The following is a 13682-nucleotide window of genomic DNA, read 5'->3' as shown; positions in this document are numbered from 1 at the left end:
CCCGCCAGTCTCAGGCACGAGGGCCGTACGACGCCGGGAGCGCAGCAGCGCTTCCGGCGTTGTTTTTTGGGGGGGAGAGAAGGGCGTAGGTGCCGGTCAGGCCGGCAGCGGCGGGACGATCGTCGCGGCGGGCGCGGGCGGCACGATGCGGTACAGCAATGCGTCGACGTCTGCGTCGGACGGTGCGGTGTTGTCGAACATCACGATGCCGTCGCATTCGTGGCCGGTCGGTACGAAGCGGCGCTGCCGGTATTCGTCCCAGTGCGCGAGCTTGTACGCGTCGTTCGGGTTGCCGCGCGCAACGATCCGCGCGTGCGCGACGTCTTCCGACGTGTGGACCCAGACGACCGTCAGCGTGACGTCGGGCGCGATGCCGAGCCATGCGCGGTCGAGGATGCGCCGGTCGCGCACTTCGCGCGACAGCGGGCCGACGACGATCGCGCTGATGCCGAGCGCAAGATTTTCACGGGCCGTGTCGAGCAGGCCGTGGTATTCGGGATCGCGCAGATGTTTCAGGTAGAGCGGGCTGTCGCGGTCGTTCGGATCGTCGGTGAGCGCGCCCATCGCGGCCGAGCTGTAGCGGCCGTACAGCGTGTCCTTGTCGAGCAGGCAGAAAGCTTCGCCGGTCGCGCGCATCAGCGGCCCGATGAGCCGCTTCGCGAGCGTGGTCTTGCCGGTGCCGGCGTGACCGCAGAAGAACACCAGGTGCGTCACGAATATTTGCTCCCCGCCCCCTGGCTCGACGTGTCGCTGCGCTTGTCGCCGCGCGAGAACACTTCCGCTTCCAGCCACATCGCGTTGATGATGCCGAAGCCGAGTGCCACGCCGATGCCGAGTATCCACGAGAAATACCACATGGGTCTGTCTCCTTGACGGTTAGGCCGCACGGCCGTGCGGCGTACGTGCCGAAGTGCGTTGGTGCGCGTGCTGCGGTGCACGCAGCACGATCATGACCAATATCGGTGTGCCGCGCAAGCCGGGCCGACCGTGCAGCAAACCGGTAAACTGATGTGCAAACCGCAACATCACGGACAACATGCTGATCAACTGTGCTGCATACCAGGACGGCCGCAAGCTGGCCGACATCGATATCGACGCCATCAGCGACTACGTGTCGAAGCCCGAATGCTTCGTGTGGGTCGCGCTGAAGGATCCGACGCCCGACGAAATCGACCTGATGGGCGAGGAGTTCGGGCTGCACGAGCTCGCGCTCGAGGATGCCCGCAAGGGACATCAGCGGCCGAAGATCGAGGAGTACGGCGATTCGCTGTTCGCGGTGCTGCATATGGTCGAGCTCGACGGCGACGGCGAACTCAAGGTCGGCGAGCTGAACGTGTTCGTCGGCCCGAACTATGTGCTGTCGATCCGCAACCACACCGAGCAGGACTTCCGCGACGTGCGCAAGCGCTGCGAGCGCGAGCCGCATCTGCTGCAGGAAGGCTCGGCGTTCGTGTTCTACGCGCTGATGGACCAGGTCGTCGACCGCTATTTTCCGATCCTCGAAACGCTCGGTGCCGAGCTCGAGGAACTCGAAGACCGCATCTTCACGAAGGCCACGCCCGCGTCGTCGCGCGCGATCATCGAGGATCTCTATTCGCTGAAGCGTCGCCTCGTGATGCTGCACCAGCACACGGCACCGCTGATCGAGCCGCTCGCGAAGCTCACGGGCGGACGCATTCCGCAGATATGCAGCGGGATGGAGCACTACTTCCGCGACGTGTACGACCATCTGCAGCGGATCGTGAAGACGATCGAAGGGCGGCGCGAGATGGTCGTGACGGCGATCCAGGTCAACCTCGGAATGATCTCGCTCGCCGAGAACGAGGTGACCAAGCGGCTCGGCTCGTTCGCCGCGCTGTTCGCGATTCCGACGATGATCGCCGGCATCTACGGGATGAACTTCGCGAACATGCCGGAGCTGCACTTGAAATACGGCTTCTACGGCTGCATTGCGGTGATGGTCGTGGCCGATCTCGCGCTGTGGTGGCGCTTCAAGCGGGCAGGGTGGCTGTAGCCCCGCGCGTCTAGCGCGGCGCGTGCTTGCCGACCACGACGCGCCACGGGCGCACGCGCCAGGATTTCACGAGGCCATTCTGCACGTACGGATCGGCGCGCGCGAACGACTCGGCCGCTTCCGGCGAATCGCCTTCGAACACGAGCACGGCCTGGTCGGCCGGGTCCGACAGTGCGCCGGCGAGCACGAGTTCGCCGCGCTCGGTCGCGGCCTGCGCGAGCGCGAGATGCTCGGCGCGGAACGGTTCGCGCCGGGACAGGTAATCGTCGACGAGTTCGTAGATCAGCTGGTAATGCATGCGTTGCTCCGGGAAGGGGCGGCGGCTGTGGCCGGTATGTCGGCGCGGCCGTCGGTCGGTCTGCTGCGGCCAGTATAGGACAGCCGGGCGGCGGCGGCGCGACGCAAGCGGAAGCGTATCCACGTCCCCTAGAACGCAACTAACGGTCCCGTTTTCCTGCGTCCTGAAATCCCGCGCGGGAACGCGCCGTTGATGCAGCAAAGTCTGCAGGAAAGGCCCCGGCAGAGGCGACGCGATCATGAACTGTCCGCGTCGGTGGCCCGCGTCTACGCCTTGTATCCGATCGTGCGCAGCAGATCCTTGCGCCAGCGTACGTCGTCGTCGTTCTCGATGCCGAGCGGCGGAAAGCCGTCGACGACGCCGACGATCCCGCGTCCTTGCGCGGTTTCCGCGACGATCACGTCGGTCGGGTTCGCGGTCGCGCAGTAGATCCGGCAGACCTCCGGCACGGCCTTGATCGCATTGAGCACGTTGACCGGATAGAAACCGTCGCCGAGGAACACGATGAAAGCGTGCCCGGCGCCGATTGCGCTGGCGTTGCGGCACGCGAGTTCGACGAGCTCCGCATCGGTGCCGGAACGGCGCACGAGCCGCTTGCCCGATGCCTCGCAGAACGCGAGCCCGAAACGGATGCCGGGCACGGTGCCGACCAGCGTCTCGTGGATGTCCTCGACGGACTTGATGAAATGCGACTGGCCGAGGATGAAATTCATGGCCTCGGGCTTGTCGACGGCGACGGTTTGCAATTGCAGCATGGCGGACCTCGTCTGGCGATGCGGCGCGCGCCGCAATGGGCTCTCCAAGCTTAGTACGCGGCGGCCGGCGCCGAAAGCGGCGGGCGCGTCCTATCCTTCGTTGTGTATGGTGCCGCGAGCGCGAATGCAAAGGAGGGGGACATGGACGTGCGACAGGGCTTCGTCGACTGTGTGGGTCGCACACCGTTGATCCGGCTGGCGAAGCTCAGCGCGGAAACGGGCTGCGAGATCCTCGGCAAGGCGGAATTCATGAATCCGGGCGGCTCGGTGAAGGATCGCGCGGCGCTCTACATCATCCGCGACGCCGAGCAGCGTGGCGCGCTGAAGCCGGGCGGCACCGTCGTCGAGGGCACGGCGGGCAACACGGGCATCGGTCTTGCGCATATCTGCGCGGCGCGCGGCTATCGCTGCGTGATCGTGATTCCCGACACGCAATCGCCGGACAAGATGGCGATCCTGCGCACGCTCGGCGCCGACGTGCGCCCGGTGCCGGCGGCGCCGTACCGCGACCCGAACAACTATCAGAAGATTGCCGGGCGGCTCGCGGACGAACTCGACAACGCGGTATGGGCCAACCAGTTCGACAACGTGGTCAACCGGCAGGCGCACTACGAGACGACCGGGCCGGAAATCTGGCGCGACACGGCTGGCACGGTCGATGCATTCGTCTGCGCGACCGGCACGGGCGGCACGCTGGCGGGCGTGAGCCGCTACCTGAAGGAGCAGAATCCGGAGGTCCGGATCGTGCTGGCCGATCCCCACGGCAGCGGGCTCTATGGTTACGTAAAAACGGGCGATCTCGGCGCCGAAGGCAACTCGATCACCGAAGGCATCGGCTCGACGCGCGTCACCGCGAATCTCGCCGGCGCGCCGATCGATGACGCGGTGCGGATCGACGATACGCAGTGCGTGAAGATGGTCTACCGGCTGCTGCGCGAGGAAGGGCTGTACGTTGGCGGATCGAGCGGCATCAACGTCGCGGCGGCGGTCTGGCTAGCGCGCCGGATGGGCCCGGGACACACGATCGTGACCTTGCTGTGCGATCGCGGCGACATCTATCGCGCGCGGCTTTTCAACCGCGAATGGCTGCGCGAAAAGGGGTTGGAACCGGAGGGGGAGCCTGAATGAAGAAGGGGCGAAGCGGCGATTTCCATCGGCCTAAATGCGACCTATGCTGAACAAATCCGGAGCGAACTCCGTTCGCCCGATTCGCCCAGACGAGGTGTGCCATGCCTGTATCTGCCACCCTGCAGGATTGCCTGCGCCAGAAGTCATCGCGGTACGAAGTCGTGTACCACCCCTATAGCCATACGAGCATGGAGACGGCCGCCGCCGCGCATATTCCCGGCGATCGCCTCGCGAAAACCGTGCTCCTCGAGGACGACGAGGGCTACGTCGCCGCCGTGTTGCCGACGACGCACGCCGTGCGCCTGTCGGATCTCTGGGTGAAGACGGGCCGCCATCTCGTGCTCGCCCGGGAGGTCGAGTTGCGCGAACTGTTCAAGGATTGCGACATGGGCGCGCTGCCGCCGGTCTGCATGGCGTACGGGATGAAAACGTTCCTCGAGGAACGCCTCGCGCAGCAGCCGGATGTTTATTTCGAGGCCGGCGACCACGAAGCGCTGATCCACATGACCCAGGACGAGTTCCTGGCGCTGATGGAGACGGCCGAGCGCGCGCATTTTTCGCACAAGATGCAAGGTATGCAGTCGTGATTGCGCGGCGCGTGCGGTGACGCGCGGGGCTGGTGCGCACGTGTGCGTGCCGAAGTGTGGGCGACGTGTTCGTGCGCCGGGACTTCGCGTGTCATCCTTAACAGTTAATTCGATATCCGAAATGGTTTGGAGGGCTTTCACGTGGTGAAGGTACTTCTTATTTTTGTATCGGATTGCAGATCAATTGTGACGCGGGCCATTCGTGCTCTCGATGTGTCCCGGGAGCGGTGTCGGCGACTAGAGGCGGGGGAGCGCCGGCACTGGACGACCGATGTCGGCATTGGCGACATGAAGGGATAAGCCTTGCAGTCGCTTCAGGGGTGAACCATTTTGGTGCGGCGTGAGAAATATGCGGATATTTATGTCGAAATGATTCAACATTCGATTTCGAATATACCCATACAAATCAATTACCGTTTCAATAATAAAAGATGGATTTATGCTTACCAAAATATTACTTGAATAAATCCTCCAAACTTTGTATTCGGGCATCAAATAAAGTTTGACGGCAAAATTTTTTCCTTGCTATCTTCTGCTCCCAAGTGAACGGCGCCATTGACATCATCGCGTAACGAACGGTGAATCGTCATACGAAACACGAAGTCGCGCCAGCACAGCTGACAATTGCCTGACCGTGCAGGCGCGTGGATTTCCGGCGTGACACCGGGCCGCGCCGGCCGGAACGATTCCTTGAAAAAGAATGAATTGGAATTCGAATGTGATCCTTTCAATTCGGATTGCAAATTGAATTTGAAATGAAATGTTCGGGTTGATGCGGTGGCGATGCCGACCTGGCTCCATCTCCGGCAGCAATCCGAAACTGGGCGAATCGCTTGGGGGATGCATGGTGGGCATGAAAGTCGAAGAAGGTTTGACTACTTCGAACAGCGGACTGGCTACGCTGGGGCGTCCGCGAGAGTTCGGCAAGAAACAGCAGAATCCGGTGCGTCGGTTCGGCGGCATCGGAATCGTCCTGGTACTGCATGCAGTGCTGATCTACGCATTGCTCAACGGCCTCGCGACGAAAGTCGTGCAGGTGATCCAGCATCCGATCGAAACCCGCATCATCGAGCCGGTCAAGCCGCCGCCGCCGCTGCCGATACCCGTCGTCAAGCTCCCGCCGCCGAAATTCGCGCCGCCGCCACCGCCGTTCGTCCCGCCGCCGGAAGTGCCGGTGCAGGCGCCGCCGCAGGCGACGATCACGCACCAGTCGGCCCCGGTTCCTTCCGCGCCGGCCGTGCAGGCGCCGGTCGTGGCGCCCGCTCCGGCGCCGGCCAAGCCGGTCAGCCATGACGTAGGCGTCGTCTGCCCGAATTCCGACACGCTGCGCGCAGCGATCCAGTACCCGAAGGAAGCGCAGGAAAACAACATCACGGGCGACGTGACGATCGAATTCGTCGTGGATGCGGAAGGGAACATCACGAACGAGCGCGTGGCGCAGTCCGCCGATCCGATCCTCGATCGCGCCGCCTACAACACCGTGAAACGGTTCAAGTGCGTCGCGCAGGGCCAGCCGGTACGGGTCCAGGTGCCGTTCTCGTTCAATCTGAATTGATGCAGTGGGCGGCCCGGCACGCGCCGGGTCGGGGAAAACCATATCGAACTGAAGTATTCAGTTCACCGAAAGAACTGGAGTGGGGTATGACGAAGCGTTCACTGGCCGCGCTGGCGGCAAGCATGTTGATGTCCGTCGCGGCAGTCGACGGGTTCGTTGCGCCGCAGCTCGCTCATGCGCAGGCAAGCGGGGCGGCCGGCACGTCGGCGCAGGCCGCGGCGCCGTCGGTCACGCCGGCGCCGGCACCGGCCGCCGCCGAGCCGGCGCCGCCGCCCGCGCCGGCCACGACGGAAGCGGTCGAGAATCCGTACGGCCTCGGCGCGCTATGGAAGAACGGCGACTTCGTCGCGCGTTTCGTGCTGATCCTGCTGGTGATCATGTCGATGGGAAGCTGGTACATCATGATCACCAAGTTCCTGGAACAGTTGCGCGCGAATCGTCGCGCGAAGCTGGCGGACGCCCAGCTCTGGACCGCGCCGTCGCTGGCGGAGGGCGCCAGGCTGCTCGACGAGGCGTCGCCGTTCCGCTTCATCGCCGAAACGGCGATCGAGGCCGGCGAGCATCACGAAGACGCACTGCTGGAAGCGGTGGACCGCAACACGTGGATCGACGTATCGGTCGAGCGCTCGATCACGAACGTGTCGAACCGGATGCAGGACGGGCTCGCTTTTCTGGCCACGGTAGGCTCGACGGCCCCGTTCGTGGGGCTGTTCGGCACGGTCTGGGGGATTTATCACGCGCTGACGGCGATCGGCATCGCGGGCCAGGCGTCGATCGACAAGGTCGCGGGCCCGGTGGGCGAGGCGCTCATCATGACCGCAATCGGCCTTGCCGTCGCGGTGCCGGCGGTGCTCGGCTACAACTTCCTGGTCCGGCGCAACAAGTCCGTGATGGAACGCGTCCGCAACTTCGGCGCGCAACTGCACACGGTGCTGCTGGCCGGCAACCGGCGCCCGGTGCGCGCGTCGGCGCCGGCGGCATCGCTCGCGAACTGATCGGCTGACGGAGACGCGCGATGGCCATGAACGTCGGGCAGGACGATAGCGACGAGGTGATCGCCAACATCAACACGACGCCGCTCGTCGACGTGATGCTGGTGTTGCTGATCATCTTTCTGATCACGATTCCGGTCGTGACGCACACGATCCAGCTTCAGCTTCCGAAAGAGACGGTGCAGCCGCTGCAGACGACGCCGAAAAGCATCGAGATCGCGGTGAACCGCGATGGCGAATTCTTCTGGGGCGAGCAACTGGTGGATGCGTCGACGCTGCTCGCGAAGCTGAAGGGCGTGTCGCAGCAGCAGCCGCAACCGAGCGTCCACGTGCGGGGCGACCAGAACACGCGCTACGAGTTCATCGGCCGGGTGGTCACGATGTGCGAGCGTGCGGGGATCGCGAAGCTGTCATTCATTACGGAGCCGCCGGCGCGCGGTGGCTAGCGTCGCACGGGAATTGCTGCGAAGCATGGGGCCGGAGTAAGTGCCGAAGCACCCACTCCAGCCGACATAACCGCTAAAGCGCTAACGCTGATCGACCGCGAAGCATGGGATCAGATGCGAAGCATGGGGCAGAGTAAGTGCTGAAGCACTTACTCGGATCGACAGGAGTCGACGATGGGAATGAACGTGCCTTCGGGCGGAGGCAATGCGGAACCGGACGTGATGGTCGACATCAACACCACGCCGCTGATCGACGTGATGCTGGTATTGCTGATCATGCTGATCATCACGATCCCGATTCAGATGCATTCGGTGAAGATGGATTTGCCGGTGGGCAATCCGCCGCCGCCGGCGACACCGCCGGAAATCGTGCAGATCGACATCGACTTCGACGGCACGACGACGTGGAACGGCGCGCCGGTGCCGGACCGCGCGGCGCTCGAGGCGAAGCTGACCCAGGTGGCGGCGGAACCCGTGCAGGCGGAGATCCATCTGCGGCCCAACAAGCTGGTGCCATACAAGGACGTGGCGGCCGTGCTGGCATCCGCGCAACGCGTGGGTGCGACCAAGATCGGTCTGATCGGCAACGAGCAGTTCATGCAATGACGAAACGGACGAGCCGATGAACCAGCGACGATGGAAACGGATGATGGCGGTGACCGCGCTCGGCGCGGCATGCCTGCTCGGCCGGCCGGCGCTGCCGGCGGACGCGCTGCGGCCGGACGTGGCGAAACCGTTGGCGGCGGCGCAGGAGCTGTACCGGGCGCACAAGTATCGCGAGGCGCTCGGCAGGATCGCACAGGCCGCCGCCGTGCCCGGCCGGACGCCGTACGAAACGTACATGGTGGAAGAGATGCGCGGTGCGGCGGCGATGGCGGCCGGCGAGTCCGGCACGGCCGCGCAGGCGTATGAGACCGTGCTGAACTCGGGGCGGCTGTCGGGCGAGGACGAGCAGCGGACGACGGCGGCGCTCGCCGGCATCTACTTCCAGCAGAAGAACTACCCGCTGGCGATCCGGACCGCGCAGCGCTACCTGAAGGTGGGCGGGACGGATCCGGAAATGCGCACGCTGCTCACGCAGTCGTATTACCTGTCGAGCGATTGCGCGCCGGTCGTGAGCCAGTTGAAGGCGAGCACGGACGCGCAGGCGAATGGCGGACACGCACCGGATGAAGGGCAGTTGCAGATGCTCGCGACGTGCGCGCAGAAAGTGAAGGACGGCAGCGCATACCGCGGTGCGCTCGGGCTGCTGGTGGCCTACCACCCAAGCCCCGCGTACTGGGACGAAATGGTCACGGCCATTCGCGGCAACCCCGGGTATCTGTCGTCGCTCGACCTCGACATCTACCGGTTGCGCCGGGCGACGGGGTCGCTCGCGACGGCCGACGCGTATATGGAGATGACGCAGCTCGCGCTGGTTGCAGGGTCTCCCGCCGAAGGCAAGCAAGTGATCGACCAGGGGTTCGCGTCCGGCGTACTCGGCAAGGACGCGCAGGCGGACCGCGAGAAGCGGCTGCAGGCGCTCGCCGCCAAGCGCGCGCAACCGGGCGGGGACGCCGCCGCGCCGGCGGCGCCGATCGACGCGGGCATGAACCTCGTCTTTGCGGGCCACCCGCAGCAGGGCTTGCCGATGATGGAGCAGGCGATCGCGAAGGGCGGGCTCGAGCATCCCGACGCGGCGCGGCTGCGGCTCGGCGAGGCGTACTACGTGGCCGGTCAGAAGGCGCGCGCGGTCCAGGTGCTGCGCACGGTCAAGGGAGCCGACGGTTCCGGCGACCTGGCAAAACTCTGGACGGCGGTGGCGTCCCGGTAACGCAACGGAAGGGCGCGACGGCGCGCAACACGGGCGCGGTCGAAAAGCGGCGGGCCGCCGCGGCAGTACGGCAGCACGAGTGCCTGACGGTCAGGTTAAACGAAGAAAAGGGGCAGCCTTGTTAGTTAGTAAACCGAATGAAATATCCGAAGGCTGCGCGACCGTGCGGCGACGGTGCCGTGCTGCGCCGTGCGCCGCCTGCACGCAGCGGCAGCGCGCAGCCGGGTATCGCACCGGGCCGATCGCGTCATCGCATCGGTCAAGGATCGCCGACATCAAATCGATTTCGACTGCGAGGCTCCGACTTTCCATGGTTTTGCCCCCTGATGAGTCGGTGCTCGTCGCCGTGTCGCTCGGCAACAAGATCCGGGCGCTGCGCCAGCGCCTGAAACTCACGCTCGACGAAACGTCCACGATCGCCGGCATTTCGAAGCCGTTCCTGTCGCAGGTCGAGCGCGGGCGGGCAACGCCGTCGATCACGTCGCTGGTCCGGATCGCGAAGGCGCTGGGCGTGACGATGCAGTATTTCATCGACACGCCGACGGAAGCGCGCTCGGTGTGCCGCAGGGACGCGCTGCAGTATTTCCAGTTCGCGAACTCGGCCAGCCAGTTCGCCAGGCTGACGAATCTGGTGGATGGCCGCAAGCTCGAAGCGATTCTCGTCCGGATGCCGGCAGGGCAGTCGCCGTCCGAGATGACGACGCATGCGGGCGAGGAGTTCGTCTATGTGATGCGCGGGCAGGTCGCGCTGACCCTCGAGGATTGCACGCTCACGCTGAACGAGGGCGATACCGCGCATTACGAATCGACGATGCCGCATGCGTGGCACAACACGGCCGATGAAGAGGCGGTAATCGTCTGGGTCGGCACGCCGAGGTTGTTCTAGCCGGGGGCGGCCGGCGCTGCGCGCCGCGATGAAGGAGAAGTACCCGATCGACAGCGGATGGCACGCGGTACGGCGCGCGAGACATGCTCGTCGCCAGCAGGATTCGTCGTCCATCGAATCGGAAGGTAGCAGGGAAGTGCGCTCAATGTAGGTAATAAGTATGACGAATAAAAATCATAAAAGACGGTGGTGCTGACTGGCACGGGTGCCCGAGGCCGATCCGTTGGAGTCATGGCAGTCGGAAGAGTGGCAATCGCGGGTTCCGATACACCGGCGCCCAGGACGCGCAAGGAATTCACAAGGTTCCGGCGCACTGCAGGTGGGGTCTTACTACGAGCGAGAGGGAACAAGATGAAGCAGAGAGTTTTGGCGTTGGCCATCAAGAGGATAGTCTGGGCGGAACTGGCGCTGACGGCCGCACTGGTGCCGCCGGCGTTCGCCCAGAGCCAGCCGGCGCCGGGCGCCGTCGCGATCGCGGATGCGGTCGCGAACGGCGCGCCCGTGACCGTCGCACAGGAGGCGGGCAGCACGCCGGATGCCGCCGCTGCAACGGGTGCCGCGGCGTCCGGTGCGGCAACCGAGGTGACGCCTGCCACACCCGGCGCGAACGGGCAGGGCAAGGTCGCGCAGATCAAGCGTTTCGAGGTGACGGGCTCGCTGATCCGGCAATCCGACAAGACCGGTTTTCAGCAGGTGCAGACGATCACGCCGAAGGAGATTCAGGCCAGCGGCGCGGTGACGGTGACCGACTTCCTGCGCAATGCGACGGCCAACTCGGCGAACAGCTGGAACGAAGGGCAGTCGGGCAACTTCGCGGCCGGCGCGGCCGGCATCGCGCTGCGCGGCCTGTCCGAGAAATACACGCTCGTGTTGATCGACGGCCAGCGCGTGGCACCGTATGCATTCTTCTCGAACAGCGTCGATTCGTTCTTCGACCTCAACACGCTGCCGCTCAACGACATCGAGCGCATCGAAATCGTGAAGACGGGCGCGGTGTCGCAATACGGGTCGGACGCGATCGGCGGCGTCGTCAACATCATCACGAAACACAATTTCCGCGGGCTGCAGCTCGACGGCAGCATCGGCAGCGCAATCAACGCCGGCAACGGCGACGGCACGACGAAGTTCGGCGTGCTCGGCGGCTTCGGCGACCTGAACGCCGACCGCTTCAACGTGACGGCGGCGCTCAGCTACTACAAGTCGAACGGTTTTACCCTTGCTGATCGCGATTCGACCCGCAACCAGGACTTCACGGGCAAGCCGGGCGGCTTTTCGCTGCTCGCGCCGTCCTACTGGAACATGCCCGACGGCAGTGCGCAGGCGTTGAGCGGCTGCCCGTTCGGCGGGGCGGTCCGACCGGCCGCGCCGAACTCGCTGTCGGCCGGCCTGCCGGGCACGATCTGCTCGTACAACACGGCCGAAAGCACGTCGATCCTGCCGATGACCGAACGTCTGAATGCGAAGCTGCATGGCGACTTCAAGATCAACGACACGACAACGGCCTTCGCGGACTTCCTCGAGAGCTACAACACCACCACGACCAACAACGGTCTGTGGAACAACGTGATCGGCAACCCGCAGAACCCGGCGCTGGTGTGGAATCCGCAGACGCAGTTGCTGTCGCCGTTCAACACGGTCGTACCGGTGACCAACCCGTACAACACGACGGGCGCGGCGACGCCGTTGACCTACGCGTTCCCGAACACGGTCGCGCAGAAGACCTGGGCCAACTACTGGCGCGCGTCGGCCGGTATCAAGGGTTCGTTTACGCTACCGTACGGCGACTGGGACTGGGCGACCTCGGTCAGCCATTCGCAGAGCACCGTATCGAACGTGTTCACGAACCAGCTGAACGTGAACGCGTTGAACAACATCTACCAGAACGGCACGCTGAATTTCGCGAATCCGGCGGCGACGCCGAACGCGTTCAACGGCCTGTACCAGGAAGCGAACAATCTCGGCATCTCGAAGCTCGACACGATCGACGCGACGCTGTCGACGCCGAACCTGTTCCACCTGCCGACCGGTGACGTCGGCATCGGCTTCGGCGCGCAGTTCACGCACCAGAGCGAAACGCTGACACCGGGCTCCGAATACCTGAGCGGCGCGGTGATCTCGCCCGATCTGCAGACAGTGAACGGCGCGCGCAACGTCGCGGCCGTCTATTACCAGATCAACGTGCCGATCCTGGAGAACCTGACGTTCAGCCAGGCAGGCCGCTACGACCACTACACGGACGTGGGCGGTGCGTTCTCGCCGCGCTTCGCGTTGCGCTACCAGCCGATCAAGGCGCTCACGCTGTATACGTCGTACAACCGCGGGTTCCGTGCGCCGACCTTCGTCGAGGACAGCAAGTCGCAGACGCTCGGCATCCAGGTCGACCCGGCCACCGGCCAGAACTACACGTCGATCACGGTCGGCAACCCGAATCTCGCGCCGGAGCGCACGCGCAACTTCAACATCGGCTTCCAGGTCTCGCCGGCCCGCTACACGGATATCGGCTTCGACTGGTACAAGATCCGCATCGACAACGTGATCGGCCAGGGCAAGCCGTCGCAGGTCGTGACCGACCCGACGACCGGCCAGTTGCTGTACAAGGTGATTCCGTACCAGAACCTCGGCTACCTCGACACGAACGGCTTCGAAGGCACGTTCCGCCAGGGGTTGCCGCTCAAGGGCTGGGGCATGCTCACGCTGTCGGGCGACTGGGCGTACATCAACAGCTACAAGATCGGCTTCCCGGGCGGCACACCGGTGAACGGCGCGGGCAACAACTTCACGATCACGCAGCCGTTCGGCGGCAGCTTCCCGCGCTGGCGCGGCAACACGACGCTGGACTGGAACTATCGCAAGTTCGATGCGGCGCTGACGTGGCAGTTCACGGGCCCATACGCGCAGAACCTGCTGCCGGAGCCGCCGAAGGTCGGTTCGTACAGCCAGTTCAACCTGATGCTGACGTACACGGGCTTCAAGAACTGGACGATCTACGGCGGCATCGACAACATCTTCAACCGCACGCCGCCGTACGATCCGATCTTCGCGAACGGCACGCTGAGCCAGAGCGGGTACGACACGTCGGTGTATTCGTACATCGGCCGCTTCGCGCAGATCGGCGCGACGTACAAGTTCTGACGGCGATCGCGATGCACTGACAGGCTTTAGACCGGCCGCTCCACGTCCACACCCCCCTTTCTTTGGAGCGGCCTTT

The 13682-nt window shown here is 64.6% G+C and carries 14 protein-coding genes; 10 read left to right on the top strand and 4 right to left on the bottom strand.

Annotated features, from left to right (window positions below):
* Positions 1 to 96: 96 nt before the first annotated feature.
* Complete coding sequence (locus tag FPJ27_RS27975; RefSeq protein WP_034181372.1) at positions 97 to 714, bottom strand: ATP-binding protein; 618 nt, start codon at positions 712 to 714, stop codon at positions 97 to 99.
* On the bottom strand, positions 711 to 857 hold the full coding sequence (gene cydX / locus FPJ27_RS27970; RefSeq protein WP_204423409.1) for a cytochrome bd-I oxidase subunit CydX: 147 nt from the start codon (positions 855 to 857) through the stop codon (positions 711 to 713). The genes FPJ27_RS27975 and cydX overlap by 4 nt, the downstream gene beginning before the upstream one ends.
* Positions 858 to 1036: 179 nt before the next feature.
* On the opposite strand from cydX, the gene corA reads away from it, so the two are divergent.
* Positions 1037 to 2014: a magnesium/cobalt transporter CorA gene (corA, locus tag FPJ27_RS27965; RefSeq protein ID WP_072441218.1), complete on the top strand. Its 978-nt coding sequence runs from the start codon at positions 1037 to 1039 to the stop codon at positions 2012 to 2014.
* Positions 2015 to 2024: 10 nt separating this feature from the next.
* Here corA and FPJ27_RS27960 read toward each other — a convergent pair whose 3' ends face one another.
* Together FPJ27_RS27960 and FPJ27_RS27955 are read right to left on the bottom strand one after the other, a co-directional pair.
* A complete protein-coding gene (locus FPJ27_RS27960; protein ID WP_072441215.1) occupies positions 2025 to 2312 on the bottom strand; it encodes a YciI-like protein in 288 nt (95 codons plus the stop codon).
* 266 nt (positions 2313 to 2578) lie between these two features.
* Positions 2579 to 3067 (bottom strand): adenosine-specific kinase, encoded by a 489-nt coding sequence (locus FPJ27_RS27955; RefSeq protein ID WP_175961351.1) that lies wholly within the window; start codon positions 3065 to 3067, stop codon positions 2579 to 2581.
* Positions 3068 to 3208: 141 nt separating this feature from the next.
* Here FPJ27_RS27955 and FPJ27_RS27950 point away from each other — a divergent pair, with 141 nt between their 5' ends.
* From FPJ27_RS27950 to FPJ27_RS27910, 9 genes are all read left to right on the top strand, one after another.
* Positions 3209 to 4195: a cysteine synthase A gene (locus FPJ27_RS27950; protein WP_072441212.1), complete on the top strand. Its 987-nt coding sequence runs from the start codon at positions 3209 to 3211 to the stop codon at positions 4193 to 4195.
* A 101-nt stretch (positions 4196 to 4296) separates the two neighbouring features.
* Positions 4297 to 4782 carry a YbaK/EbsC family protein gene (locus tag FPJ27_RS27945; protein WP_072441209.1) on the top strand — a complete coding sequence of 162 codons (486 nt, stop codon included), beginning with the start codon at positions 4297 to 4299 and terminating at the stop codon, positions 4780 to 4782.
* Positions 4783 to 5635: 853 nt separating this feature from the next.
* Positions 5636 to 6337, top strand: a complete 702-nt coding sequence (locus FPJ27_RS27940; protein ID WP_204423408.1) for an energy transducer TonB — start codon at positions 5636 to 5638, stop codon at positions 6335 to 6337.
* 86 nt (positions 6338 to 6423) lie between these two features.
* On the top strand, positions 6424 to 7332 hold the full coding sequence (locus FPJ27_RS27935) for a MotA/TolQ/ExbB proton channel family protein (protein ID WP_204423407.1): 909 nt from the start codon (positions 6424 to 6426) through the stop codon (positions 7330 to 7332).
* A gap of 20 nt (positions 7333 to 7352) precedes the next feature.
* A complete protein-coding gene (locus tag FPJ27_RS27930) occupies positions 7353 to 7775 on the top strand; it encodes a biopolymer transporter ExbD (RefSeq protein ID WP_204423406.1) in 423 nt (140 codons plus the stop codon).
* A gap of 174 nt (positions 7776 to 7949) precedes the next feature.
* The gene (locus tag FPJ27_RS27925) at positions 7950 to 8381 is read left to right on the top strand and encodes a biopolymer transporter ExbD (RefSeq protein WP_072441201.1); all 432 of its coding nucleotides are present in this window, start codon (positions 7950 to 7952) and stop codon (positions 8379 to 8381) included.
* Between the two features lie 16 nt (positions 8382 to 8397).
* Positions 8398 to 9588, top strand: a complete 1191-nt coding sequence (locus FPJ27_RS27920) for a tetratricopeptide repeat protein (protein ID WP_204423405.1) — start codon at positions 8398 to 8400, stop codon at positions 9586 to 9588.
* A 310-nt stretch (positions 9589 to 9898) separates the two neighbouring features.
* Positions 9899 to 10474, top strand: a complete 576-nt coding sequence (locus FPJ27_RS27915) for an XRE family transcriptional regulator (protein WP_204423403.1) — start codon at positions 9899 to 9901, stop codon at positions 10472 to 10474.
* Positions 10475 to 10825: 351 nt separating this feature from the next.
* Positions 10826 to 13606 carry a TonB-dependent receptor gene (locus tag FPJ27_RS27910; protein ID WP_204423401.1) on the top strand — a complete coding sequence of 927 codons (2781 nt, stop codon included), beginning with the start codon at positions 10826 to 10828 and terminating at the stop codon, positions 13604 to 13606.
* Positions 13607 to 13682: the final 76 nt, after the last annotated feature.

The organism is Burkholderia sp. MS455 (assembly GCF_016899445.1).
Classification (GTDB): domain Bacteria; phylum Pseudomonadota; class Gammaproteobacteria; order Burkholderiales; family Burkholderiaceae; genus Burkholderia; species Burkholderia pyrrocinia_C.
This window is presented reverse-complemented; position numbering and strand designations above follow the sequence as displayed.

Excerpts from the sequence above, each read along its gene's own strand:
- cydX (WP_204423409.1), bottom strand. The coding sequence starts at position 857 with ATGTGGTATTTCTCGTGGATACTCGGCATCGGCGTGGCACTCGGCTTC.
- corA (WP_072441218.1), top strand. The coding sequence starts at position 1,037 with ATGCTGATCAACTGTGCTGCATACCAGGACGGCCGCAAGCTGGCCGAC.
- FPJ27_RS27960 (WP_072441215.1), bottom strand. The coding sequence starts at position 2,312 with ATGCATTACCAGCTGATCTACGAACTCGTCGACGATTACCTGTCCCGG.
- FPJ27_RS27955 (WP_175961351.1), bottom strand. The coding sequence starts at position 3,067 with ATGCTGCAATTGCAAACCGTCGCCGTCGACAAGCCCGAGGCCATGAAT.
- FPJ27_RS27950 (WP_072441212.1), top strand. The coding sequence starts at position 3,209 with ATGGACGTGCGACAGGGCTTCGTCGACTGTGTGGGTCGCACACCGTTG.
- FPJ27_RS27945 (WP_072441209.1), top strand. The coding sequence starts at position 4,297 with ATGCCTGTATCTGCCACCCTGCAGGATTGCCTGCGCCAGAAGTCATCG.
- FPJ27_RS27940 (WP_204423408.1), top strand. The coding sequence starts at position 5,636 with ATGAAAGTCGAAGAAGGTTTGACTACTTCGAACAGCGGACTGGCTACG.
- FPJ27_RS27935 (WP_204423407.1), top strand. The coding sequence starts at position 6,424 with ATGACGAAGCGTTCACTGGCCGCGCTGGCGGCAAGCATGTTGATGTCC.
- FPJ27_RS27930 (WP_204423406.1), top strand. The coding sequence starts at position 7,353 with ATGGCCATGAACGTCGGGCAGGACGATAGCGACGAGGTGATCGCCAAC.
- FPJ27_RS27925 (WP_072441201.1), top strand. The coding sequence starts at position 7,950 with ATGGGAATGAACGTGCCTTCGGGCGGAGGCAATGCGGAACCGGACGTG.
- FPJ27_RS27920 (WP_204423405.1), top strand. The coding sequence starts at position 8,398 with ATGAACCAGCGACGATGGAAACGGATGATGGCGGTGACCGCGCTCGGC.
- FPJ27_RS27915 (WP_204423403.1), top strand. The coding sequence starts at position 9,899 with ATGGTTTTGCCCCCTGATGAGTCGGTGCTCGTCGCCGTGTCGCTCGGC.
- FPJ27_RS27910 (WP_204423401.1), top strand. The coding sequence starts at position 10,826 with ATGAAGCAGAGAGTTTTGGCGTTGGCCATCAAGAGGATAGTCTGGGCG.